The sequence below is a fragment of the Variovorax sp. efr-133-TYG-130 genome, from assembly GCF_030208835.1.
Classification (GTDB): domain Bacteria; phylum Pseudomonadota; class Gammaproteobacteria; order Burkholderiales; family Burkholderiaceae_C; genus Variovorax.
This window is the reverse complement of the sequence record NZ_JARVTD010000012.1, coordinates 143,931-167,725: the sequence shown is the minus strand read 5'-3', so window position 1 is coordinate 167,725 and position 23,795 is coordinate 143,931. Positions and strand designations below refer to the sequence as shown.

Annotated in this window: 20 protein-coding genes, 1 pseudogene and 1 riboswitch; of the genes and pseudogenes, 7 read left to right on the top strand and 14 right to left on the bottom strand. The window is 66.7% G+C overall.

The features are described from left to right. Positions 1–189: 189 nt before the first annotated feature. The 3 genes from QRN67_RS16235 to QRN67_RS16225 are packed head-to-tail and all read right to left on the bottom strand — an operon-like array spanning position 190 to position 2,497. Complete coding sequence (locus tag QRN67_RS16235; RefSeq protein ID WP_285412627.1) at positions 190–1,161, bottom strand: Bug family tripartite tricarboxylate transporter substrate binding protein; 972 nt, start codon at positions 1,159–1,161, stop codon at positions 190–192. Continuing rightward, positions 1,158–2,162 (bottom strand): alpha/beta hydrolase, encoded by a 1,005-nt coding sequence (locus QRN67_RS16230; RefSeq protein WP_285412626.1) that lies wholly within the window; start codon positions 2,160–2,162, stop codon positions 1,158–1,160. Before QRN67_RS16230 ends, QRN67_RS16235 begins: the two co-directional genes overlap by 4 nt. Before the next feature lie 11 nt (positions 2,163–2,173). Continuing rightward, positions 2,174–2,497, bottom strand: a complete 324-nt coding sequence (locus QRN67_RS16225; RefSeq protein WP_285412625.1) for a hypothetical protein — start codon at positions 2,495–2,497, stop codon at positions 2,174–2,176. A gap of 66 nt (positions 2,498–2,563) precedes the next feature. On the opposite strand from QRN67_RS16225, the gene QRN67_RS16220 reads away from it, so the two are divergent. Beyond that, positions 2,564–3,502, top strand: coding sequence for a LysR family transcriptional regulator (locus QRN67_RS16220; RefSeq protein WP_285412624.1), 939 nt, complete (start codon positions 2,564–2,566; stop codon positions 3,500–3,502). Between the two features lie 229 nt (positions 3,503–3,731). Here QRN67_RS16220 and QRN67_RS16215 read toward each other — a convergent pair whose 3' ends face one another. The 5 genes from QRN67_RS16215 to QRN67_RS16195 all read right to left on the bottom strand — a co-directional run bounded on the left by QRN67_RS16215 (position 3,732) and on the right by QRN67_RS16195 (position 9,314). Further along, positions 3,732–5,048, bottom strand: coding sequence for a voltage-gated chloride channel family protein (locus QRN67_RS16215; protein WP_285412623.1), 1,317 nt, complete (start codon positions 5,046–5,048; stop codon positions 3,732–3,734). An 86-nt stretch (positions 5,049–5,134) separates the two neighbouring features. Beyond that, positions 5,135–5,206: riboswitch (Fluoride riboswitch) on the bottom strand. A 69-nt stretch (positions 5,207–5,275) separates the two neighbouring features. Next, positions 5,276–5,704, bottom strand: a complete 429-nt coding sequence (locus QRN67_RS16210) for a universal stress protein (RefSeq protein ID WP_285412621.1) — start codon at positions 5,702–5,704, stop codon at positions 5,276–5,278. Positions 5,705–5,881: 177 nt separating this feature from the next. Beyond that, the gene (locus QRN67_RS16205) at positions 5,882–8,503 is read right to left on the bottom strand and encodes a cation-translocating P-type ATPase (RefSeq protein ID WP_285412620.1); all 2,622 of its coding nucleotides are present in this window, start codon (positions 8,501–8,503) and stop codon (positions 5,882–5,884) included. Beyond that, positions 8,503–8,931 (bottom strand): universal stress protein, encoded by a 429-nt coding sequence (locus tag QRN67_RS16200; RefSeq protein WP_285412618.1) that lies wholly within the window; start codon positions 8,929–8,931, stop codon positions 8,503–8,505. Before QRN67_RS16200 ends, QRN67_RS16205 begins: the two co-directional genes overlap by 1 nt. 62 nt (positions 8,932–8,993) lie before the next feature. Continuing rightward, positions 8,994–9,314 (bottom strand): hypothetical protein, encoded by a 321-nt coding sequence (locus tag QRN67_RS16195; RefSeq protein ID WP_155742661.1) that lies wholly within the window; start codon positions 9,312–9,314, stop codon positions 8,994–8,996. Positions 9,315–9,607: 293 nt separating this feature from the next. Between QRN67_RS16195 and QRN67_RS16190 the strand changes: the two are divergent. Together QRN67_RS16190 and QRN67_RS16185 are read left to right on the top strand one after the other, a co-directional pair. Further along, positions 9,608–9,748 (top strand): annotated as a pseudogene (locus tag QRN67_RS16190) (twin-arginine translocation pathway signal protein); the annotation flags it as partial. Between the two features lie 115 nt (positions 9,749–9,863). After that, positions 9,864–13,067 (top strand): EAL domain-containing protein, encoded by a 3,204-nt coding sequence (locus QRN67_RS16185; protein ID WP_285412614.1) that lies wholly within the window; start codon positions 9,864–9,866, stop codon positions 13,065–13,067. A 10-nt stretch (positions 13,068–13,077) separates the two neighbouring features. On the opposite strand, the gene QRN67_RS16180 is transcribed toward QRN67_RS16185, so the two are convergent. The 6 genes from QRN67_RS16180 to QRN67_RS16155 form a co-directional block, all read right to left on the bottom strand. Next, positions 13,078–13,413 carry a hypothetical protein gene (locus QRN67_RS16180; RefSeq protein WP_081271038.1) on the bottom strand — a complete coding sequence of 112 codons (336 nt, stop codon included), beginning with the start codon at positions 13,411–13,413 and terminating at the stop codon, positions 13,078–13,080. 159 nt (positions 13,414–13,572) lie between these two features. Continuing rightward, entirely contained in the window at positions 13,573–14,871 is a 1,299-nt protein-coding gene (locus tag QRN67_RS16175) for a cation:proton antiporter (RefSeq protein WP_285412612.1), read from the bottom strand. Positions 14,872–14,905: 34 nt separating this feature from the next. Continuing rightward, entirely contained in the window at positions 14,906–17,221 is a 2,316-nt protein-coding gene (locus QRN67_RS16170; RefSeq protein ID WP_081271036.1) for a xanthine dehydrogenase family protein molybdopterin-binding subunit, read from the bottom strand. Further along, positions 17,218–18,207 (bottom strand): FAD binding domain-containing protein, encoded by a 990-nt coding sequence (locus QRN67_RS16165; protein WP_285412611.1) that lies wholly within the window; start codon positions 18,205–18,207, stop codon positions 17,218–17,220. Before QRN67_RS16165 ends, QRN67_RS16170 begins: the two co-directional genes overlap by 4 nt. Next, positions 18,204–18,710: a 2Fe-2S iron-sulfur cluster-binding protein gene (locus QRN67_RS16160; RefSeq protein ID WP_081271034.1), complete on the bottom strand. Its 507-nt coding sequence runs from the start codon at positions 18,708–18,710 to the stop codon at positions 18,204–18,206. The genes QRN67_RS16165 and QRN67_RS16160 overlap by 4 nt, the downstream gene beginning before the upstream one ends. A 154-nt stretch (positions 18,711–18,864) precedes the next feature. Then, on the bottom strand, positions 18,865–19,647 hold the full coding sequence (locus tag QRN67_RS16155; protein WP_081271033.1) for an exodeoxyribonuclease III: 783 nt from the start codon (positions 19,645–19,647) through the stop codon (positions 18,865–18,867). A gap of 217 nt (positions 19,648–19,864) precedes the next feature. Here QRN67_RS16155 and QRN67_RS16150 point away from each other — a divergent pair, with 217 nt between their 5' ends. The 4 genes from QRN67_RS16150 (at position 19,865) to QRN67_RS16135 (ending at position 23,794) form a co-directional block, all read left to right on the top strand. Next, the gene (locus QRN67_RS16150; protein WP_081271032.1) at positions 19,865–22,168 is read left to right on the top strand and encodes an FdhF/YdeP family oxidoreductase; all 2,304 of its coding nucleotides are present in this window, start codon (positions 19,865–19,867) and stop codon (positions 22,166–22,168) included. Between the two features lie 131 nt (positions 22,169–22,299). Further along, positions 22,300–22,788, top strand: a complete 489-nt coding sequence (locus QRN67_RS16145; RefSeq protein WP_285412607.1) for a hemerythrin domain-containing protein — start codon at positions 22,300–22,302, stop codon at positions 22,786–22,788. Positions 22,789–22,886: 98 nt separating this feature from the next. Continuing rightward, the gene (locus QRN67_RS16140) at positions 22,887–23,396 is read left to right on the top strand and encodes a low affinity iron permease family protein (RefSeq protein ID WP_155742663.1); all 510 of its coding nucleotides are present in this window, start codon (positions 22,887–22,889) and stop codon (positions 23,394–23,396) included. Further along, complete coding sequence (locus QRN67_RS16135; protein ID WP_081271029.1) at positions 23,393–23,794, top strand: response regulator; 402 nt, start codon at positions 23,393–23,395, stop codon at positions 23,792–23,794. The genes QRN67_RS16140 and QRN67_RS16135 overlap by 4 nt, the downstream gene beginning before the upstream one ends. Position 23,795 lies beyond the last annotated feature (1 nt).

The window sequence follows — 23,795 nt, the reverse complement described above, 5'->3', positions numbered from 1 at the left end:
TGGTGCAAGCTCGACGACGTGCGTCGAGCGCATACAACCCTCGGCGCCGACCAGACTGCCACCTAGAAGGTTGAAGTTTCCGAGGCGACAGGTTGGGTAGAGCAGCTTTGAATGAAGTCGTGTGCCAATCGATGAACCAAAGTTGATGCGCGCTTCGGACCGCCCTTGATTCGTTGATTCATGCAATCGCTACTCCGCCTCAATCCCGGTAGCCTTGATGAGTCGTCCCCATTTCTCCAACTCACTGCGACCGAAAACTGCCAACTCTTGCGGGCTGCTGCTCATCGGCTCAAGCCCGAGAGCTGAGAAGCGCTCCTGCACGTCCCGATCCGCCAAGATGGCGCGCGTTTCGGCGTTCAACTTGTCAATGACATTTGCAGGCGTGCCACGCGGCGCATAAAGCGCATACCAGGCGAGCAACTCGAAGCCGGGCAGCGTCTTCGCGATCGGCGGCACATCGGGCAGCAACGCAGCGGGCTGCGCGCTGCTGATGCCAATGGCCCGGACCTTTCCCGCCCTGACCTGCGGCAGGCCCGTGGCCATGTCGGTGAACATCATTTCAACCTGCCCCGCGATCACATCGTTCAAGGCCTGGGGAATGGTCTTGTAGGGCACGCTCAGCATGTCGATGTGCGCGGCGTGCACCAGCATGGCTCCTGGCACGAGCGTCCCCGCGCTGCCGGAGGCGTAGCTCAGCTTGCCTGGTTTCGATTTCGCCAGGGCGATGAGCTCTGGGAGTGTTTTGGCGGCAACAGAGGGATGGACCACCAGCAACGCGGGTGTGTTGGCAAGGCGGGAGATCGGCGTGAAATCCTTGATCGGGTCGTAGTTGAGCCGCTTCATCAGGCTCGGGTTTGCGGCCTGTGTCGTGTTGGTCGTGATGAACAGCGTGTAGCCGTCAGGCGTGGAATGGGCGACAACATCTGCGCCGATAGCGCCATTGGCGCCGACGCGGTTGTCGACGATGAAGGTCTGTCCAAGCTTTCGCGAGAGCCGGTCCGCCATCAATCGGGCGACGATGTCGTTGCCGCTGCCCGCACCGAAGGGCACGACGATGCGCACAGGGCGCGACGGCCAGTTGCTCGTTTGCGCCATGGCCTGGCCGTTGAGCGCAAAGGCCGCGAGGCCCGGTGCAAGGGATAGCAGTTGGCGCCTGTTCATGATGGGTCCATGTCTCTTGTGTTGTTGGAAATCCAGTCGATGACACGCTCGGCAATCAACTCTGAATTGCGGTCCATCATCGGGAAGTGGGAGTTGCCGAGGATGCCGGCGCGTGGCAGATCGTCGATGCAGACCGGCACGCCTGCCCGAATGAGGGTCGCCACATAGTCGTCCACCGTTTCGCGATAGCGCGTCCAGACCGGATGGTCGGTGATGTGATCACCCCATAGGATCAGGTGAGGCGTCAGCCCGACCTGTGCCGACTGCAAAGCCTGAGAGAGCGAGACGCGGGGCGCGCCGGACGGCTCGAGCGCGACCACTGCGGCGAAGCTCTGCGGATGTCGGCGCGCGGCTTCCAGCGCGAACCCCCCGCCTTGACTGTGGCCTACGACGACGCAGGTTCCAACATGGGCCAGCAGTGCATCGTAGGCGCGCAATGTGATGTCTTCATGCCCTGCCCAACGCGGCACCCACTGCGATGCAAACGCGTCGAAAGCTTCGACTGGAAACTGTTGGTGCGCGTACGTGGTTCTTCGTTTTCCGTCGCTGTCGTAGCTGCCTGGGGGGCCCATGCGGAACATGTCCCATCCCTCGTTCAATGTGCGAAAAAGCGGCGCCTCGGCATAGATCTCCGGCCAGCGTGACCAGGAAGCGCGCCCGCGTTCGACAGCGTCGCAGACATAGACATCAAAGCCCGCGTGAAGGAATTCAGTGAGCCAACCGTGGCGGCCGTCTGGCGTACTCTCCCAGTTCGCGCCTGTCATGCCGCCGCCATGCCACAGCAGCACCGGCCAACGATGTCGCGGCTCAGCCTGCAGATAGGCCTGGACGTACATCTGGCCGGTCACGTGGTCGCCATTCGGATCGACGGCGCGTGCTGCCCCGTTCTGAGCGAAGCGGCGCATCTCCACAGGCAAATCGCGCAGGCTGCATACGCTTCCCCCTACATGGAAGCTACGGATGCTTCGAAGGCGCAGCGTGTGGTCTTGATCGTATGACATCGCGCCCGATCTCAATTGCGAGCAAACAGCGTCGCCTGATCGATTGCGAAGCAGCGAATGCGCGGCGTCGCGCCAAGCAAACGCCTGCACATCCGGTCAAGCGCGTCCATGAAGACGTCCATGACAGGGGCACTGCGATCATGCCTCGCGCGGTAGTGCACCTCGACGAGCACGGGGGCACCCCGCAGCATCAACGAATCGCCGTGCAGGGTCAGCTGGACTGCGTCGCTGCGCGCATCCATGCAGTTGACGCAGAGGGATTCGACTTCTTCGGCCATGGCAGCGCACGCTGCCGGCGAAGGTAGTTGGGCGAGGAATATTTTGATGATGGGCATGGTGTGAATTCGATTGTGCGAAGGGCTTGCTATTCGGCAAAATGCTCTTTTCTCCACAATCAATGCATGGCACGCATAAATTGCCGTACCGACGATCTGCGGGCCCTGCTGGCGCTGAGCACGACGCACAGCTTCGTGCGCGCGGCAGAGTTGCTTCACATCACTCAATCGGCGTTCAGCCGGCGCGTTGCGCAGCTCGAAGCGGCGGTGGGCGGGTCACTGGTGGAGCGCTCGACGCGACGGGTGACGCTGTCGCCGCTTGGACTGGATCTCGTGCGCGAGGCCGGCCCACTTCTGAGCGGCCTGGACGACGCTGTGGAGGAGGCCGGTCGTCGCGCGCGTGGCGAGGCCGGTCGCATCGTCGTGGCCTGCCTGACGACGGTGGCCTATGCTTTGCTGCCGATGGTCCTGGCCGAATTCCGCAAGCGCTATCCGCAGGTGAGGCTGCAATTGCGCGACGACACAGGCCAGCGTGTCACCGCATCGGTCTTGCAGCATGAGGCAGAGTTCGGGATCAGCGTGCTGGGCGACCCTACCGCGGATCTTTATGTGGAGCACGTGGCTGACGACCCTTATGTGATCGCTTTTCGAACTGGCCATCCACTGTCTTGCATGCGCGAGGTCGAATGGTCCGACCTCGCGCAATGGCGTCCAGTCTCACTGCGATCCACAAGTGCCAATCGCCAGCAAATCGACGATGCCCTGATGGCCGCCGGCATCGCGCTGCCGTGGTTCGACGAGGTGGAGCATCTTTCATCCATGCTGGGTCTTCTGCGCAGCGGCATATCCATTGCCGTTCTGCCGCGGCTGGCGCTGGACGCGGGAGGCGCAGAGTTGCAGACCCGCCCCCTGGTTCAACCGGACATCGTGCGGCGCATCGGCCTCGTTCGACGGACAGACGCGCATCTGTCCTTGCCTGCACAAGCGTTGTGGGACATGCTGTTCACGGCATTTCGAGAACTCGAAACCACGGTGCTTGACTCCGACACGCCGCGGGGCGGGTGACCGGACCACCCTCGCGAGTCATATGCTCGTCGGGATTGCTCGTGCATCGGGGTCTCCAGTCGACTTTTCCTGTGTTTCGGTTTGTCGGAGAGAAGCTTTGCCTCGATGCCGCGCATGGCACCGGCTGCCGCACGGATCGCATGATTTCCGTGTATCTATATGGCGGCCTTGCCCAGCGCGGAACTGGCCGCTTCCGTGAGCGATCAGGTCGTGCGTGCGTGCGCTGGCATCACTTCTTCTCCCCCGCGGCCGCCTTCTCGTCACTCGCCTGCCTGCGGAACTGGGCGATGTCGGCAATCCGCAGTTCCTCGGGCAAAGATCGGCGGTGCTTGCTGTGGCCGACGCGCTGGGCGTGATAGATGCCGGTGTGGCCCGAGACCAGGTAGCTTGCGATGCACGCGATGGCAGCGAGCGGGCCGACAGCTGGCCCGAACAATTCCATGGCCATGACGATGGTGGCGACCGGCGTGTTGGCCGCGCCGGCGAACACGGCGACGAAGCCGATGGCGGCCAGCATCGAGAACGGCAGGTGCAGCACCGGCGCCATGGCATTGCCCAGGGTCGCACCGATGTAGAACAGCGGCGTGACCTCGCCACCCTTGAAGCCGGTGCCCAGCGATGCAACGGTGAAGGCCAGCTTGCCCAGGAAATCCCATGGCGCGACTGGCGTCTGGAATGACTCGACGATGGTCGGAATGCCCAGGCCGATGTAGCGGTAACCGTCGATGGCCCAGACTGCCGTTGCAACCACGATGCCACCCAGGAGCGGGCGCAATGGTGGATACGCGATCCAGCGCTTCATCAGCGCGCCGAGCCGATGCGTGGCCGTCGCAAACACCAGGCCGGCCAGCCCGAACACGATGCCCGCGGCAACGACGCTAACCACGCTCCAGAAGGCGACCGGGGCCACGTCGGTGACGACATAGTGCGTGTGATGAACACCCCACGCCAGCCCGACCTGGTCGGCCACGATGGCGGCCACCATGCAGGGGAACAACGCGTCGTAGCGCATGCGTCCGATGGCCAGCACCTCCAGGCCGAAGATGGCGCCGGCGAGCGGCGTGCCGAACACCGAGGCAAAGCCCGCGCTGATGCCGGCCATGAGCAGGATGCGCCGGTCTTCATGCTTCAGGCGGAACAGATGCGTGAGCTGGTCTGCCAGCGCGCCGCCCATCTGCACGGCCGTGCCTTCGCGGCCCACGGAGGCCCCGAAGAGATGCGAGATCACCGTGCCTCCCAGCACCAGGGGCACCATCCGCAGCGGCACGACTTTCTTCGGATCGTGGATCTCGTCGATGAGCAGGTTGTTGCCGGCGTCCACCGGCTTGCCCAGGCGGTAGTAGATCCACCCCACGGCAAAGCCCGCCAGGGGCAGCAGCCAGATGACCTGGCGGTGTGCTTCGCGCCAGTTGGTGGCCCGTTCGAGGGCAAAAAGGAAAAAGGCGGAGGCGGAGCCGGCCAAGAAGGCGACGACGCTGGCGATGACGAGCCACTTGCCGATGTAGGGCAGAAGCTCGAGTTGTTCGGGGCGGCGAAAACGGGTCATGTGGATCAGGTGCAAGAAACAAGGGCCTGATCGACCAGCAAAGCGGTGTGTGAACGCGAACGCCTACAGCCCTGTGATGTGATCAGGTGTCTGTAGGCATCATCAGCTGCGGGCGATGCCGCTGCGGTTCATGGAGGAATGCCATCTCCAGCGGGGCAATGGTAACCGGCGTCTGTCGCAAAGCAAATTATTCGGTCAGTGCTGGGGGCTTGGACGATCGGCCGCCGTCACTTCACGATCACGACGGGCTGCTTTGCGTTCGCGAGCACGCGCTGCGCCACGGAGCCGAGCAGCAGATCCGCCAGCGCGCCACGGCCCTTCGAGCCCAGCACGATCATGTCGAAATTGCCTGTGTTCGCGCAGTCGACGATCTCTTGAGCCACGTGGCCGGTGCGGATCTCCATGTCGTAGCCGATGCCGTCGTCCTTCAGCAGCTTGCGGGCAGGCTTGAGCTCCTTCTCGCTGAGTTCGCGAAGATAGTCAGCGACTTCCGCCTTCCCGACAAAGGCCCTGGCATGGCGCAGGCCCGTGTCGTCATGCACGCTGATCAGCGTGATCTTGTTTGAAGCGGTGCGCAGGAGATGCGCAAGCTTGGCCCCGTACTTCACGGCGCGAAGCGAGTTCTTGGATCCGTCGACCGCGACAAGTATCTTCATGGTTTGGGCTCAATTGATTTTGGGTTCAAGGAGCCTATCGCGTGCGCGCCCGCTCGCGGCACCGCGCTCCGTGCCTTACTTGACGCAGATCAAGCGATCGACCGAAACAGTCCGCGGGAGTATTTGCCGCAGCACGACTGCACGAGATGCTCAGTTCCATTTTGGCGCGCGACTGGATCAGAAATTCGCTGGTGCCCCAGTGGCTTCTCTCGAGGGTATGGTGCTGAAATTTCTGCGACGAAGCATCCATTTGGTGAACTCGAACCAGAGCACACTCAGCACCGCCATTCCCAGGCCGGTCGCCAACAGCAGCGGTGACGGCGTCACAAACGAGAACAGACGACCCATGGCGGGTACCGCGAGCGCGACGCAAAGAACGGCAACGCTTCCCGCAGCGATCCAGCCGAACTGGCGGTTGGATGCGCTGGTGCCGTGCAAGGCCATGCGGCCCCAGGAGCGGTTGCTTTGGATCAAGCCCAGGTTGGACAGCACCAGCGCCACGAAAGTCAGCGCCCGTGCCGTGTCGTCCGGCACCGAAAACCAACGCGCGCCCGCATGGGTCAGCACAAGCAGCCCCAGCAATCCCGTGCCCTGGCACAGGCCTCTGATGAGGACCGATGAATCGAACAGTCGCTGGTCCGGGCGACGCGGCGGGACTTGCATGGCGTCCTCTTCAAGAGGCTCTGCCTCGAACACCACCGAGCAGGCAGGGTCGATGATCAATTGCAGGAACAGGATGTGCACCGGCATCAGAAGCATGGGCCAGCCGAAGACCACCGGCAGGATCGACAGCCCCACGATCGGCACGTGGACCGCCACCACAAAGACAATCGCCTTTCGAAGGTTGGCGAACACCCGGCGTCCGTAGCGGATCGCCGTCACCAGCGAGGCAAAGTCGTCGTTCAGCAGGACCAGTGCAGCCGCCTCGCGGGCGACCTCGGTTCCTCGCGCGCCCATCGCCACACCGATGTTCGCGGCTTTGAGGGCCGGTGCATCGTTGACGCCGTCGCCGGTCATCGCGACCACATCGCCGCGTGCACGAAAAGCCCGCACCAAACGAAGCTTCTGCTCGGGCTGCACCCGGCAGAAGATGGTCGTTGCGGCCAACCGTGCGGTGAGCGCGCCGTCGGTCAGCAAGGCCAGCTCGACGCCGGTCATGACAGGCGCGTCGATGCTCAGCCCGGCCTGTCGCGCGACCGCGATCGCGGTGGCTGGATGGTCTCCCGTCATCATCACGACCCGGATGCCGGCAGCGCGGCATTCAGCGATGGCCTGTGGCACGTCGGCCCGCACCGGATCTTCGAGGCCGACCAGGCCGAGGAAGCGGAAATCGAAGTCGTGCTGCAGTCCGGGCAGGACGTCGGCATCGAAGGTGGCCGACGCAACGCCGAGGACGCGCAGGCCGTCGGCCGCCATCGCCAGGACCTGGCTGGCGATGCGATCGGCGTGGTCCGCATCCAGGTGGCACAGATCGACGATGGCCTCGGGGGCCCCCTTGGCGGCAATGAGGAACGCGCGCTCGTCGGGTGAGCGCCATACGCGCGACATCGCCAGCATCTGCGGCGACAACGGGTAGTCGTCGATCAGCGTCCAGTCCGAATGCAGATGCTCCGTGCCGGCGAGCAGTTGTCCCGCGATGTCGACGATGGCGGATTCCATCGGGTCGAATGCACGGCGATGGCTGGCCAGCACCGCATACTCCAGCAGCGCGTGCAGTTCTTCCTGCAGGGCGGCGCCCCGTGCCTCCAGGGCGTCGTACCTCGCGCCGCCGGACCAGAGCCGCCGCACTGTCATGCGATTGGCCGTCAGCGTGCCGGTCTTGTCGACGCACAGCACAGTGGTCGCCCCGAGCAACTCGACGGCCGGAATGCTCCGGGCCAACACCTTCTCGCGCGCCAGCCGCCAGGCGCCCAGGCCGAGGAACAGTGTGAGCACCACCGGCAATTCCTCGGGGATGACAGCCATCGCGAACGTCAGCCCGGCCAACAAACCCTGCAGCCAGTCACCGCGAAGCATGCCGTAGGCTGACGCGAGTGCGGCGGCAAGCGCCAACCCCACAATGGCCACCCACTTGACGACGCTTCGCGTCTCCCGCTGGATCGGCGTGGCCTGCATGCCGATCGCGGCCAATGAAATTCCGATGCGTCCGAGTGCGCTGTGCGCGCCGGTGGCCGTCACCCGCCCACGCCCAGTCCCTTGCGTCACGAGCGTGCCAGAAAATGCCGTGCCGGCATCCGCAGCCCTGGCTTCCTCGCCGGCCACGGCCTGCTTGGTGACCGGCACAGACTCCCCGGTCAGCAACGATTCGTCGATGGCGAGGTTCGATGCTTCGGCGAGAGACATGTCCGCAGGCATGCAATCTCCTTCTGCCAGCAGCACCGTATCGCCAACGACCAGTTCGCGTGCGGCAATGCGTCGGATTGCACCGTCGCGCCGGACCAACGCTTGCGGACTGGACAGATCGCGCAATGCCTCCAGGGAGCGCTCGCTGCGCCGCTGCTGGACAAAGCTGATGCCCATGACGACGAAGACGAAGCACAGCAGCATGAGCGCTTCCTGTGCATCGCCCAACAGCATGTAGATGGCTGCGCAGGCCACGAGCAACAGAAACATCGGCTCCAACGCTACCTTGCGCACCAGGCGCAGCATGCCGTGCGGCTGCGAGACCGCAACTTCATTCGGCCCGTCCAACGCCAGGCGCTGTCGCGCCGCGGCTTCGGTCAGACCGCCAGTCGTTGCCGTGGCGGGCTCGCAGCGAGCCGTTTCCTTCTCTTCGAGCGCGTGGGGAGCGACTCGCACTACTTGACCAGTACGACAGGCTGCAGGGCAGTCGCCAACACGCGTTGGGCAACCGAGCCCACCAGAATATCGACGATGGCGCTTCGGCCCTTGGATCCCAGTACGACCAGGTCGAACTTCCCCTCCTTGGCGAACTTGACGATCTCCTGTGCGATGTGTCCCGTACGGATCACCGATTTGTGGTCGATGCCCGCCGACTTGAGAAAGGTCATGGCCGCCTTGAGCTCCGCGGTGCTTCGCTCATGCAGGTAGGCGATCACGTCTTCCGAGCCCAGGATCGAATTCGCGATGCGCATGCCCGTGTTGTCGTGCACGCTGATGAGCGTGATCGAATGAGAGGCTGGCCGCAGCAATGCGATCAGCTTGGCCGCGTACTTGACGGCGCGTAGCGCGTACTTCGAACCATCGGTTGCTACAAGGATTTTCATGCGGCCACACCTTTTTGCTTGCTGAAGCGGCCGATCTCGAATTCGAACGGCCAGATCGCCGGCTACAGCCCACGGAAGTCGAGAATTGCCGTGAGTGCTTGTTCGAGTTGCAGGCCCACCGCCTGCAAGGCCGAATTCAGGCCTTCACCGCGCTGAACTTTGCTCGGCCCATCTCCGTCCACCAAACCTCGGCGCAGTTCGTCGAGTTCTTGCGCCAGTTGCGCGCGGCTTTTCCTTACCTGGCTCAGCAGCGTCCGGAGTTCAGGCGCTGCCGACGCTTCGATGGGAGGTTGGCTGGCCTTGGCCATCAACTCGTCGATGTGTCGAAGGTGGCACTCCGATTCGCGGATATGTTGCTCAACAAGGCTGTCTATGCTTTGCATGGCTTCCTCCATGGTCGCGAATGCAAATGCATCCGGCGGATCGTGCGTGTCAGGGAATTGCGTTGGCAGGCGCCAGTATTCGCACATCGGCCCCGTCCAGGCTTGATCCGTGTCAATCCCGCATCGACGCGGTCGACGCTGTCTTGCATATCAGCTTCGCCCGCCAGTGGCCTGCCCGTACCCCGGCGGACAGACGCTGCTGTGCACACCGGCCCGATGGTGCCAGCGTTGGTCAGGACGGTGACCGACCCCTGTGATGTTCACGAGCACGGGGGGATCTGCTGCCGCAGTGCAAGGACGTGAGCGACTCGCTGGCGACACCGGGTCTCGTCGCATCGCCCTCGTCGCCCGCGAAAATGGCGGAATCGCAGCGCGCGCAGACCGAGCGCTGGGGCCCCTTGGTCAAGAAGATCGGTTTCACCGCGGAGTCCTGAGCGACGCCTTGCCGCCGCGGCGGCGCGCCCGGTGCGGCGCTTCGTCGAGCGATCTTTCGTCGTTCGACCCAACGAGGCCTAAAGATTGCATACATGCACCAGACCCTGGAGGGATATGGTGCATTTCATTACGCGTCGCCTCAGCCGGCTCAGCGTTGGCCGCAAACTGCTGGTCATCTACCTGCTCGACCTGAGCGCGGTCATCTTCATCAGCGGCATCCTCATCAACGAGAAGTTCATCGCGATCGATTTCGGCCGCAAGGAGATGGCGGGCGCGGCCTACATCGACCGCATGCGCCCGTCGCTGCTGGCCGCCGCCGGCTGGCACGGCGCCGAGCCTGCGCCGCCGCTGGCGCTCGAGCGGCTCGAGCAGCAGTACGGCGAGGGCTTGCAGAGCGCCGAGGTCAGCCAGCGGTTCCGCGAGGCGCTGGCGTCCGCCGCCCAGGCCGGCCCCGCCGGGCGCGAGACGGCCAGGCGCGCGGCGCTCGAGCAGGGGCGCGCACTGGTGACGCGCATCGGCAACCAGTCGAACCTGATCCTCGACCCCGACCTCGACAGCTACTACACGATGTCGCTGGTGCTGCTGCGCTTTCCGGAGTTGCTCGAACTCGGCGCCGACATGGCCGCGCGGCTGCACGCCCCTGGTGCCAGCGGGCTCGCCGCGACCGAGGCGCGCACGCAGTACTTCATCCTCGAAGGGCGCATCGATGCCATCGCGGCCAGCATCCGCAGCGACTATGCGGAGGCTTTCGCCGCCGCCAAGGGGCCGTTGCAGGCGCGGCTCGATCCGTCGCGTGCGCGCCTGCTGGCCAGCATCGAGGGGTTCAGGCGTGCTTCGCGCAGCGTGCTGGAATCGAGCGACAGCACCGACGCCGGCGCGAGCCACCGCGGTCTCGCGGCGTTCGACGCGGCCCAGCAGACGCTGTTTGCCGAGCTCGACGGCGCGTGGTCGGGCGCCATCGGCGAGCTCGACGCCATGCTCACCTCGCGCGAGCACGGCTTCTTCGCACGCATGTGGATGCACCTGGGCACGGCATTGTTCCTGCTGCTGATGATCCTCACGGCGGTGTTCTACGTGGCGCGCCAGATCTCGCTGCCGCTGCGCCGGCTGTCCGGCGTGGTCGACACCGTGCGCCGCACCGGCGACCACAGCCTGCGCGCGCACTGGGACAGCGGCGACGAGATCGGCCTGCTGGTGCTGGGCTTCAACGACATGCTCGCGCAGCTCGACCGCCAGCGGCAGGCGCAGCAGGAGCTCGCGGCCAGCGCCCGCGCGGCCGAAGCGCAGCGCGACCTGGTCGCGGCCATTCCGATCCCGCTGATGGTCACGGCCATTCCGAACCACGAAGTGCTCAACGCCAACCCCAGCGCGCTGGCGTGGCTTGGCGGGGGCACGCGCGACCCGTGGGCGCTGGGATTGGCGCCCGGCGTGCGCTCGCGCTTCTTCCAGCAGCTGGCCGACCGCGGCGCCGTCGACGAATTCGAGGTGCGCTGGCTCGGGGGCGCCGAGCCGTCGTGGGCGGTGCTGTCGGCGCGGCGGCTGGTCTACCAGGGGCAGGACGCGCTGCTCACCGCCTTCACGCCCATCAACCACCTCAAACTGATGGAGCAGCGGCTGATGCTCTGGGCCAAGGTGTTCGAGGCCTCGTCCGAGGGCATCCTGATCATCGACGGGCAGCATCGCATCCTCACGGCGAACCGGGCGCTGTGCCGCCTCACCGGCCACGACCTGAGCGATCTGGTGGGCGAGCCGCCCGAACAGCTCATGCGCGACGACACTGCGCATTTCGCCGACCTGTGGCCGGTGCTCGACCAGCGCGGCACCTGGCAGGGCGAGGTCAGCGTGCGCCGGCGCAACGGCGACAGCTACCCCGCCTGGCTGGTCGCCAGCGTGGTGCGCGACGGACCGGATCGCATCTCGCATTACATCTTCACGTCCATCGACGTGAGCGACCGCAAGCGCAGCGAGGCGCGCATCCGCTTCCTGGCCCATCACGACGTGCTGACCGAGCTGCCCAACCGGTCGCTGTGCATCGAGCGCCTGGGGCTGGCGCTGCAGCAGGCCCGGCGCAAGGGGCAGCGCGTGGGGGTGCTGTTCATCGACCTGGACCGCTTCAAGAACATCAACGACTCGCTGGGCCACCACGTGGGCGACGCGCTGCTGCGCTCGGTTGCCGCGCGCATGAGCCAGGCCGTGCGGGCCGGCGACACGGTGAGCCGCCTGGGCGGCGACGAGTTCGTCGTGGTGCTGAACGACGTGGCCGACGGCCAGGAGATCCTGTCGCTGGTCGAGCGCCGGCTCATCGCGCTGATCCGCCAGCCCCATGACATCGACGGCGCCGAGATCCATGTGTCGTGCAGCGTGGGCATCGCGGTGTACCCCGACGACGCGCAGGACATCGACGCGCTCATGCGCCATGCCGACGTCGCCATGTACCAGAGCAAGGCGAGCGGGCGCGATACCGCGCGCTTCTTCACCCCCGAGATGAACGAGCGCGCCCAGCAGCGGCTGCAGCTGGAGTCGAGCCTGCGCCATGCGATCGAGCGCGGCGAGCTGAGCCTGCACTACCAGCCGCGCATCGATGCGCACACCGGCGCGCTGATCTGCGTGGAGGCGCTGCTGCGCTGGCAGAGCGCGGAGCTGGGACAGGTGCCCCCCGCGCAGTTCATCCCGATCGCCGAGGAGTCGGGGCAGATCGTGGCCATCGGCGCGTGGGTGATCGAGCAGGCCTGCGCGCAGCACGCCGCCTGGCGCCGCGAGGGGCTGGGCGCGATCCGGGTGGCGATCAACATGTCGGCGCTTCAGTTGCGCGACGGCGGCTTGCTGGAGGTGCTGCGCGGCGCCATCGCGCTGCACGGCGTGTCGCCGGGCGATCTGGAGCTGGAGCTCACCGAGTCGACGCTGATGGACGCGGCCGAGCAGTCCCTGTCGCAGCTGCAGGGGCTGAAGTCGCTCGGCGTGATGCTGTCGATCGACGACTTCGGCACCGGCTATTCGAGCCTGAACTACCTCAACCGCTTTCCCATCGACAAGCTGAAGATCGACCGCTCCTTCATCCACAGGATGCTGGGCGACCCCACCGACATGGCCATCGCGCGAGCGATCATCGGCCTGGGCCATGCCCTGGGACTGCGCGTCGTGGCCGAGGGCGTGGAGCGGCGCGAGGAAGCGGACAGCCTGCGCGCCGCGCGTTGCGACGAGCTGCAGGGCTTTCTCATCGCCCGGCCGATGCCGCCTGGCAAGCTGGCGGGCTGGATCGAACAGGCGTCACCGCCGGCGTGGCGCGCGCACGGCGCCTTCGATGGCGCCCCGGCGTAGCGCCCCGCGCCTAGCGGTCGGCGGCGCCCGCTGCGCGAGCCTCGATCCAGGCCAGGCATTGCTCGCGCAGCAGGTCCATCGAGGCGAGCGCGTTGGCCTGGGGCTCGAAGATGGCGAGTTCGCCATGCGACTGGCCCTGGCAGTGGATCTGCGCCGAGCCCGTGAATTTCTCGAGCGACGGCACCAGCTGGTAGCGGAACTCCCACCCGCCGGGGTGGCGCTCCGACTCGCTGAATGAACCGGCGCACGCCGCGTCGGTAGCGGCGGCCGTGCGCGGTGCGGCGTTGTCGCGGTGTGCGCGAAGCGCGGGTCGTGTCGGGGGCGGCGGGAAATAGGCGGAAATCATGGATGTGTCTGTGGTCGGGCCTGCGTCTGTCCTGGCGTGCTCGTCCGGGCGCAAGGCACGGCGACGCAACGGCGAAGAATTTAGATCCGCTCCCGCGCAAGTTCTGTCGGAAGACATGCCGAGATGGGGTGCCGAGATGGCGTGCCGCACGTCGCCGTCTCAGCCTCTGCGTTGCGTCGCCGCCTGATAGAGGTTCATGAGCGGCGTGGCCGATATGCCGTGCACGATCACGGACACGGCCACGGTGACCAGCACGGCTTCGCCGATGGCGCCGATTTCCGACGGGCGTGCGCCGTGCGTCGACGCATAGGCGAGGTAATAGATGGAGCCCACCCCGCGGATGCCGAACCATGCGCCCAGCCGTCGCTGCGACGCCGTCCAGCTGCCTTTGGCCGTGGAGATGTAGATGGCGACCGGGCGGGCCACCGCGATCAGCACACCGGCAATCAGCAGGTTCCTCGCCGTCAGCATCTCGACCCGCAGCAGGCATCCGATCACCAGCATGGCCGCGAGCTCCACGAATTTCTCCAGTTCCTTGGCGAACTCGAGCACGTCGCGCGTCATGTCGTCCGCCGTCCTGGCCTGCGCGACGGCGTCCACCTTCGCCTGGGGACGCGCCTTCGACCGGCTGGCAAGCGCGGCCTCGCTTTCCACCTGGCGCTCGACATTGCGCATGCTCAGGCCGGCAACGAAGACGGCCAGGAAGCCGTAGACCGCGGCGTGCAGGGCGATGCCGTAGGTCAGCGCGATGAGGCCCAGCGCAAGAAAGCTCTCCATGCCGAGCGCCTGCTTTTTTTCCGTCTGGAGGAACAGCACGAGCCGGGTGAACGCGGCGCCGCAGGTCCATCCCAGCGCCAGGCCCCCGCCGATCGCCCACAGGACATCCAGCCCGAGCCAGCGCAGCCCCGCGGTTCCCAGGTCGTGCGCGTCGCTCAGCCCCAGCGCGAGCATCACGAACGGAAAGGCCGCGCCGTCGTTCAGGCCGCCTTCGGCGGTGAGCCCGAATCGCAGGTCGTCCCGGTCGTTCTCATGCCTGACCTGCACGTCGGACGCCAGCACCGGGTCCGTGGGAGCCAGGATGGCCGCGAGCAGCAGCGCGGCGCCCAGCGACAGCTTCAGTGCCAGCCCAGCGAGCGTCATCAGCATGATCGTGACGACCATGCCCACGCTGGCGAGCAGGACCGGCTGGACCCAGCTCGACAACCGCAGGCGGATGCGCAGCCGAAGGCCGACTGCGAAGAGCGAAACCAGCACCGCGACTTCGGTGATGGTTTCGATCAGCGCCGCATCCGCCCTGATGCCCAGCTTCAAAAGGTCGAAGCCGCCGGGCCCCACCGCAAAGCCCAGGCCCATGTAGAGCGCGGCCGCGCTGATGGGCAGCGTCTTGAGCAAGGTGCCGGACAGCGCCATCAGGATCAGCAAGGCGCCGACCAGCAGGTCCCAGGTCGCCGCGGTCATGAGCGGGGCTTCTCGGCGGGGCGGGCTGGCACCCTCAGCCCATCAGCTTGTCCAGGGTGATGGGCAGGGTGCGGACACGCTTGCCGCACGCGTTGAACACCGCGTTGGCCACGGCGGCGCCGACCCCGGTGATGCCGATCTCGCCGACGCCGTGCGCGCCCATGGGCGAGTGCGGGTCAGGGATGTCGGTCCACATCACATCGATCTGCGGCACGTCCATGTGCACCGGCACGTGGTAGTCGCTGAGGCTGGGATTCATGATGCGGCCGTTGCGTTCGTCGAACTGGGTCTCTTCCATCAGCGCGAGTCCCAGACCCATGACGATGCCGCCGCGGAACTGGCTGGCCGCGGTCTTGGCGTTGACGATGCGGCCGCAGTCGAACGAGCCCAGGAAGCGGGACACGCGCGTCTCGCCCGTCACCTCGTTCACCCGCACTTCGCAGAACATGGCGCCGTGTGAATGCATCGACCAGTGCTGCACCTCCAACGGCCTGGGCGCGTCGGCCTCGACCGCCAGCGTGTCGCGGCCGGCGCGCGCCAGGATGGCCGCATAGCGCTCGAACCGGGCAGGGTCGTCGGCCTTTGCCAGGCCCCCGTCGCGCCCGATGACCTCGTCCGGCTGCAGGCCGTGCAGGGGCGATTCCTTGCCGCAGAGCTTCAGCAGCGCGGCGAACAGTTCGTGCTGCGCCGCCATGACGGCGCTGCCGATCGACGCGGTCTGCTGCGAACCGCCCGCAAGCACCACCCCGGGGAAGGCCGAGTCGCCGTGGCAGAACCGGACCTGATCCATGGACAGCCCGAGCCGCTCGGCGGTGACCTGCGTCTGCGCCGTGGCGGTGCCCATGCCCATTTCATGCGCGGCGATCTCCACCGTCGCGTGGCCGTCGCGCGAGAGCGTGATGCGGGCCGCGCCGCCCGGCATGCGGTAGTACGGATACGTGGCGGTGGCGCAGCCCATGCCGATCAGCCACTCGCCGTCGCGGCGTGCCGCCGGCGTCGCGTTGCGCCGGTTCCAGCCGAAGCGCTGCGCGCCCGCGCGGTAGGCCTCGACGATGTGCCGGGACGAGAAGGGAACGCCCGTGGTCGGATCCTTCTCGGGCTCGTTGCGGATGCGCAGCTCGATCGGGTCCATCTTCATGGCGTGGGCCAGCTCGTCGATGGCGCTTTCCAGCGCGAAGGTGCCCACCGCCTCGCCGGGCGCGCGCATGAAGGTGTTGGCCAGCATGTCGAGCGTGGCCACCTCGACGTCGAGCTTAAAGCTGCCCGCCGCGTAGGCCGAGCGTGCCGGCAGCACGAACGGCTCCGGCATGTTGTTGTGCTCGGTCATGGTCACGACGCCGGTGTGGATTAGCGCGTCGAAGCGTCCGTCCGCCTGTGCGCCGATGGCCACGCGCTGCTCGGTGTTGGTTCGCCCGCCCACGACGCGATAGACCCCTTCGCGCGAGAGCATGATGCGCACCGGCCGCCCGGCGAGCTTCGAAGCCGCCGCCGCCAGCACCTGGTGGCGCCAGAGGGTCTTGCCGCCGAAGCCGCCGCCCACGAACTGCGAGGTCACGTGCACCAGCTTCTCGTCGATCCCGAAGATCTCCGCCATGGACCACGCCATGTGCGCCACGGCCTGCGACGCGTCATGGATGAACAGTTCGTCGCCCTTCCAGGCGACGGTCGCCGCGTGCAGCTCGATGGCGTTGTGGTTGTGGCGCGGCGTGGCGTACGTGACGTCGACCCGGTGCGCGGCGGCAGCCAGCGCCGCCTCGGCGTCGCCGATCTCCATCTTCAGCGGCTCGCCCTGGAAGGTGCCGGGCTTCGTCCCCTTGGCCTTCGCAGCCGCGAACGCGGTCGTGGCCGGCTCGCGGTCATAGACCACGTGCACCAGCGACGCGGCGTGATCGGCTTGCTCCTGCGTCCGGGCGAGCACGACGGCGATGGGCTGGCCGTTCCAGTGGACCTGATCGTCCTGCAGGATGGGCAGGTCGTCGCCGCCGGCGGCCTTGTCCTTGGACATGAACAGCGGCATGGGCTTCATGCGCGGTGCGTTCCCGTGGCTCATGACGAGCTCCACGCCGGGCGACGCCTCGGCGGCGGCCGTGTCGAGCGTGGCAATGCGCCCGCGCGCGACCGTGCTGTAGACCAGCGCGGCGTAGAGCATCCCTTCCAGAGGGAACTCGGCCGCGAACCGCGCCTGTCCCTGCACCTTGAGCGGCCCGTCCAGGCGCGAGACCGGCGCACCGACCAGGCCTTGCGCGCGCGCGATCAGCGGGTCCGGCGTGCCGCCGGGCATCCACGCGTCGGGCGCGGCCTCGATGGCTTTCTTCATGACCGCCTGGACGGTCTCCTGGATGATGCTCATGCTTTCATCTCCTTGAGTTCGGCAAGCACTGCCGCGATCGTTCGCCGGGCGAGTTCGACCTTGAATCCGTTGTGGCGCAGGGGCTGCGCCTGGGCGAGTTCCGCCTGCGCGGCGGCTCGGAATGCCTCGGCGGTCGCTGGCTGCCCGCGCAGCGCGTCTTCCGCCTTCCAGGCGCGCCAGGGTTTGTGCGCGACACCGCCGAGGGCGATGCGCACGTCCTTGACGGTGTCGCCGTCCAGTTCCAGGGCTGCCGCCACCGACACCAGCGCAAAGGCATAGCTGGCGCGGTCGCGCACCTTGCGGTAGGTCGAGCGAGCGCCGAAAGCCAGCGCGGGCAGCTCCACGGCGGTGATGAGTTCACCGGGCCAGAGGTGCGTTTCGAGCTCGGGCTGGTCGCCGGGCAGGCGATGCAGGTCGGTGAATGGCAGCGCGCGTTCGCCTTCGGCGTTGCGCAGGTGCACCACGGCACCCAGCGCTGCGAGCGCCACGCACATGTCGGACGGATGCGTGGCGACGCAGCTCGGCGAGGCTCCCAGGATGGCGTGATAGCGGTTGATGCCCTCCGCCGCGTCGCACCCCTGCCCGGGGTGGCGCTTGTTGCAGCGCGAGCCGCCGTCGTCGTCGTAGAAGTACGCGCAGCGCGTGCGCTGCAGCATGTTGCCGCCTACCGTCGCCATGTTGCGGATCTGCGCGGATGCGCCGGCGGTGATGGCCCGTGCCAGCACCGGGTAGCGCGCTCTCACCGCCGGGTGCGAGGCGAGGGCGGTGTTGCGGGTGGCCGCGCCGATCAGCAGGCTGCCGTCGGCGCGCTCTTCGATCTCGTGATCGAGCTGCGTCACATCGACCAGCGCGACGGGGCGCTCGATGGTCTCGCGCATCAGGTCGACCAGGTTCGTGCCGCCGCCGAGGTACTTGGCGCCGGGCCGGGCGCCGAGCTCGAGCGCATCGTCCACGTTCTGCGCCCGGCCATAGGTGAAGGGGGTCATGTGGGCGCCCTCTCGAATTCTTCGGCGATCGCCGCGGCGATGCCGTTGTACGCGCCACAGCGGCAGAGGTTGCCGCTCATGCGCTCGCGCAGTTCGTCGTGGGTGAGCGCAATGGCCGGCGTGCGCAGATCGGCGGTCACGTGGCTGGGAACGCCGCGGCGGAGTTCCTGCACCATGCCCACGGCCGAGCAGATCTGCCCGGGCGTGCAGTAGCCGCACTGGAAGCCGTCATGCGCGACGAAGGCCTCCTGCAACGGATGCATGCCTGCGTGCGGCGCGAGGCCCTCGATGGTGGTGACGGACTTGCCCTGGCACTGCACCGCCAGCGTCAGGCATGACAGCACGCGTTCGCCGTCGACGAGCACGGTGCAGGCGCCGCAGGCACCCTGGTCGCAGCCCTTCTTGGCGCCGAACAGATGTTGGTGCTCGCGCAGGAAATCCAGCAGCGAGACCCGTGGGTCGTCGGGCAACTCGGCTGTCGACCCGTTGATGGTGATTGGCATGTGCGTCCTCGTGGGGAAGAGGTGTTGTAAACAGTTGTCGCGACGCGCACGACGCGCGTCGGATGCGGGAACTGATTTCTTAACACGCGCAAGCCGGCGGTGGCGTCAGCCATTTCCTTCAGCACGCCGGGGCGCAGCGCCCTCGGCCCGGCAGTCAGGCCGCAGGCAGGTCGAGCTCGATCCAGGCGGGCGCGTGGTCGCTCGCGCCGGGACGTCCCCGCACGTCGCGGTCGACCCCGGCCGCGCGCAGCATGGGCGCCAGTTCCGCGTTCAGCAGCAGGTGGTCGATGCGCAGACCGGCATCCCTTGGGTAGCGGTTGCGCCAGTACGTCCAGAACGTGTAGGGCACGCGGTCGGGGTGGCAGGCGCGGATGGCGTCCGTCCATCCCTGCTTCATCAGCCGCGCGAAAGCCAGCCGGCTCTCGGGCTGCAGCAGCGCGTCCTCGCGCCAGGACGCGGGGTTGTAGATGTCGGCATCGGTGGGCACCACGTTGTAGTCGCCCGCCAGCACGACGGGCATGCCGCTGGAGAAAAGCTTCTTCGCATGCCGGTTGAACGCCTCGAACCACTGCAGCTTGTAGTCGAACTTCGGCCCGGGCTGCGGGTTGCCATTGGGCAGGTAGAGGCAGCCCACCACCACGCCGTGGACCACCGCTTCGACATAGCGGCTTTGCGGATCGTCGTCCATGCCCGGCAGGCCGCGTCCCGTTTCGATCGGCTCGCATCCGCGCGCGAGGATGGCCACGCCGTTCCACGCGCGCTGCCCATGGGCGACCACGCCGTAGCCTGCGCTGCGGATCGCCTCCAGCGGCAGCTTTTCGTTCGGCGACTTGAGCTCCTGCAGGCAGGCGACGTCGGGCCGGGATTGCGCCAGCCACTCCAGAAGGCGTTCCAGGCGGCTTCCGATGCCGTTGACGTTGAAAGTGGCGATCTTCATTGTGGCGCTCCCCCAGGAAAGAAAAAGCGGATCTTCATCCCGCGCCGGTTGCACGTGCGTGGGACAAGACATCCTCCCGGGCGGTGACAACGCTTGCAGCGCGGACCGGCGGGCTGGCCGACACCCCCTTTAGACGCACAGGCGCGCTCGGCGGCGGCCTACAGGCAGCAGCCGGCAACGGTATACGGTTGCGGCACTCTTGTTCTCGGGACCGCCAGTGACAGACAGCACGCGATTCGAACCCTATACCCACTCAGCGGGCGGCTGGGGTTCCCTGAAGGCCGTGAGCACCTACCTGCTGCGCGAGCGAATTCCCATCGTCGGCGCGGAAGCGCTCTGGAAGCAGAACAAGCCCGGCGGGTTCGCCTGCGTGAGTTGCGCGTGGGCCAAGCCCGAGCATCCACGTGCGGCGGAATTCTGCGAGAACGGTGCCAAGGCCACGGCGTGGGAGCTCACCGCCAAGCGTGCGCCCGCGTCGTTCTTCCTCGAGCACACGGTGAGCAGCCTGCTGGCATGGAGCGATCACGACCTGGAAGCGCAGGGCCGCCTGACGGTGCCGATGAAATGGGATGCCGACTCCGACCGGTACCTGGAGATCGGCTGGCAGGAGGCCTTCGAAGGCATCGGCGCCGAGATGCGTGCCCTGCATGCACAGGATCCCGCATCGGTGGTTTTCTATGCCTCGGGCCGGGCCTCGCTGGAGGCCAGCTACATGTATCAGTTGCTCGCGCGCCTGTACGGCAACAACAACCTGCCCGACAGCTCGAACATGTGCCATGAAAGCACCTCGGTGGCCTTGCCCGCGACCATCGGCGTGCCCGTGGGCACGGTCCGGCTGGACGACTTCGAGCTGTGCGATGCGATCTTCATCTTCGGCCACAACACGGGCGTGAGCAGTCCGCGCATGCTCCACCAGCTGCAGGACGCGCGCAAGCGTGGCGTGCCGATCGTCACATTCAATCCGCTGCGCGAGCGGGGGCTCGTGGAGTTCGTGAACCCGCAGTCGCCCACCGAGATGCTCACGCCGGCGAACACCCAGATCAGCACCCAGTACCTGCAGGTGAAGAACGGCGGCGATCTCGCCGCGCTCACCGGCATGTGCAAGGCGCTGGTCGCGGCCGACGACGACGCCCTGGCGTCGGGCCTGGTGCGCGTGCTGGACGCGACGTTCATCGCCGAGCACACCGACGGCTTCGACACCTTCGCGGCCTTCCTGCGCGAAGCGTCCTGGGACGACATCGAGTCGGAGTCCGGGCTGTCGCGCGAAGCGCTCGAAGCCGCGGCCGCCACCTTCGCCGGCGCGAAGGCGGTGATCGGCATCTACGGCATGGGCCTCACGCAGCACCGCAAGGGCGTGGAGAACGTGCAGATGGTTTCCAACCTGCTGCTGCTCGGCGGACACATCGGTCGGCCGGGCGCAGGCATCTGTCCCGTGCGCGGCCATTCGAACGTGCAGGGGCAGAGGACCGTGGGCATCACCGAGAAGCCGGAACTGGCCCCCCTGGACAGGCTGGCGACGATGTACGGCTTCGAACCGCCGCGCGAAAAGGGCCTGAACACGGTCGAGACCTGCGAGGGCGTGTTCAAGGGACAGGTTCGCGCCTTCATCGGGCTGGGCGGCAACTTCGTGCGCGCGGTGCCCGATTCCGACCGGCTGGAGCCGGCATGGCGCAACCTGCAGCTGACCGTGCAGGTGGCCACCAAGCTCAACCGCAGCCACCTGGTGCATGGGAAGGTGTCGTACCTCCTGCCTTGCCGGGGCCGCATCGAGGTCGACCGCCAGCAAAGCGGCGAGCAGACCGTGGCGATGGAGGATTCGACCGGCGTGATGCACGCTTCCCGGGGCGTTGCGGAGCCGGCGGCGGCCACGCTGCTGTCGGAACCCGCCATCGTCGCCGGCATTGCCAAGGCCAGCCTGCCACCGAACCCGAAGGTCCCGTGGGACGGCTGGGTGGCGGACTATGCCCTGGTGCGCGACCACATCGCGCAGGCTTTCCCGGAGATCTTTCACGACTTCAACGAGCGCCTGGAGGCGCCCGGGGGCTTCCCGCGGCCGCTGCCCGCCAAGGAGCGCGTGTGGAAGACACCCAACGGCAAGGCCTGCTTCAAGGGCTATGGCAACCTGCGCGCCGATCCGGACACGCCCGAGACCGGCCCCGAGGTGCTGCGGCTCATGACGCTGCGCAGCGACGACCAGTTCAACACCACGATCTACAGCCTGGACGACCGCTTCCGCGGCGTCTACGGCACGCGCCGCGTGCTGCTGATGAACCACGACGACATCCGGCGGCTCGGCTTCGCGGAAGGCGACAGCGTGGACGTGCACACCGCCGTCGATGACGGCCATGCGCGAAGCGTCCGGGGGCTGCGCGTCACGCCCTACGACATCCCGGCGGGCTGCGCGGGCGGCTACTACCCCGAATGCAATCCGCTCGTGCCGCTGGCGCACCACGCCGAGCACAGCAAGGTGCCCGCTTCCAAGGCCATTCCGATCCGGCTGAGCCCGTCTGCGAATGCCTGACGAAGGCGAAGCCGCTCGCGGCGGTGCTGCACTCGGTTCCGGCGGGACCGACTCCGGATCGGGAAGAGGTCCTACGAGCCTGCTTTCAACGCATCGCGATCGTTCGATGAACCAACCCATGGAGACCCCCGATGACCACCAAGCGCGCCCAACCCGATGCATGCTCCCTGCTGGATGCAGACCACAGGAACGTCAAGAAGATGTTCGCCGCCTATGAGGAGCTCACCAAGTCCAGAGCCGCCTCCGCGCGCGACAAGCGCCGCGACCTCGCGATGCAGATCTGCATGGAGCTCACGGTGCATGCGCAGATCGAGGAAGAAATCTTCTATCCCGCGGCTCGCGCGGCGATCAAGGAGACGGATCTCCTGGATGAAGCGGAGGTCGAGCACGCAGGTGCGAAAGACCTGATCTCCCAGATCCAGGAAGCAGCCGAGGTGGACGACATGTTCGACGCGAAGGTCAAGGTCCTGGGCGAGTACATCGACCACCATGTGAAGGAAGAACGTAACGAACTCTTCCCGAAAGCGAGGGCGGCGCGCAAACTCGACCTGGTGGCGATGCGCGACGAACTCGCCGCCCGCAAGGAGGAATTGATGGCCGAGATGTCGGTCATGGCCTGAGGGACGTGTTTTTCCTGCCCGCTTCCCTTGCCGGCAAAGCGAGCCGCCCTTCGGGCGGCTTTGTCGCATGTTGACCGGAGTCCGAACGTATGCCCGACATGACCTCATCAGATTGGCAGTCCGCCGACGATCCCGTCGGCTCGATGCCCGACACCGCCAGCGCTTCGTATGCCCGTCGGTCGCGCGTGCTGTCCGCGTTCGACCACTTCGCCAGCCGGGTGACGCGCTGGGCGGGCACGCCGCTGGCGTTCTGCATGGCGCTCTTGGCGGTGCTGTTGTGGGCACTCGTCGGCCCGCTGTTCCACTTTTCGGAGAACTGGCAGCTGGTGATCAACACGGGCACGACCATCGTGACCTTCCTGATGGTCTTCCTCATTCAGCAGAGCCAGAACAAGGACAGCGTCGCGCTGCATCTCAAGCTCAACGAACTGCTGGCAGCGAGCAAGGTCGCGAGCAATCGCATGATCGGCATCGAAGACCTGGACGAGCAGGATCTGCGCGAGGTCGCGGAGTTCTACGTGCGGCTTGCAGCACGTGCGCGCAACTCTGTCGCCTGCAAGGAGCGCCACTCGATCGACGAGCAGAATCTTGCGGAGCAGCGATCATGAAGTTCGCCGTTTTCCTGGTGGAGGACGAGCCTGTCATTCAGGAAAGCCTCAAGGTCGTGATCGAGGGTTTCCTGCGCGCGGAGGTCATCGGCGCGGCGCGTTCCGAAGCTGAAGCCGTGGCCTGGCTCCAGGCGAACGAAGGCGGCTGGCACCTGCTGGTGGTGGATCTGTTCCTCACGCAGGGATCAGGGCTCGGCGTGCTCTCCGCACTGGCGCAATGCGCGCGAAGGGGCGCGGTGGTGGCATTGACCAATGCGGCGTCGCCTGGCAACCGCACCGCCTGCCTGCGGCTCGGTGCGGACGCGGTCTTCGACAAGGCCGCCGAGATCAACGAGTTCCTGAGCTACTGCGAGACCGCGGCAAAGCGGCATCCGGGCCAGGCGCGCAGCCTGCCCTGAA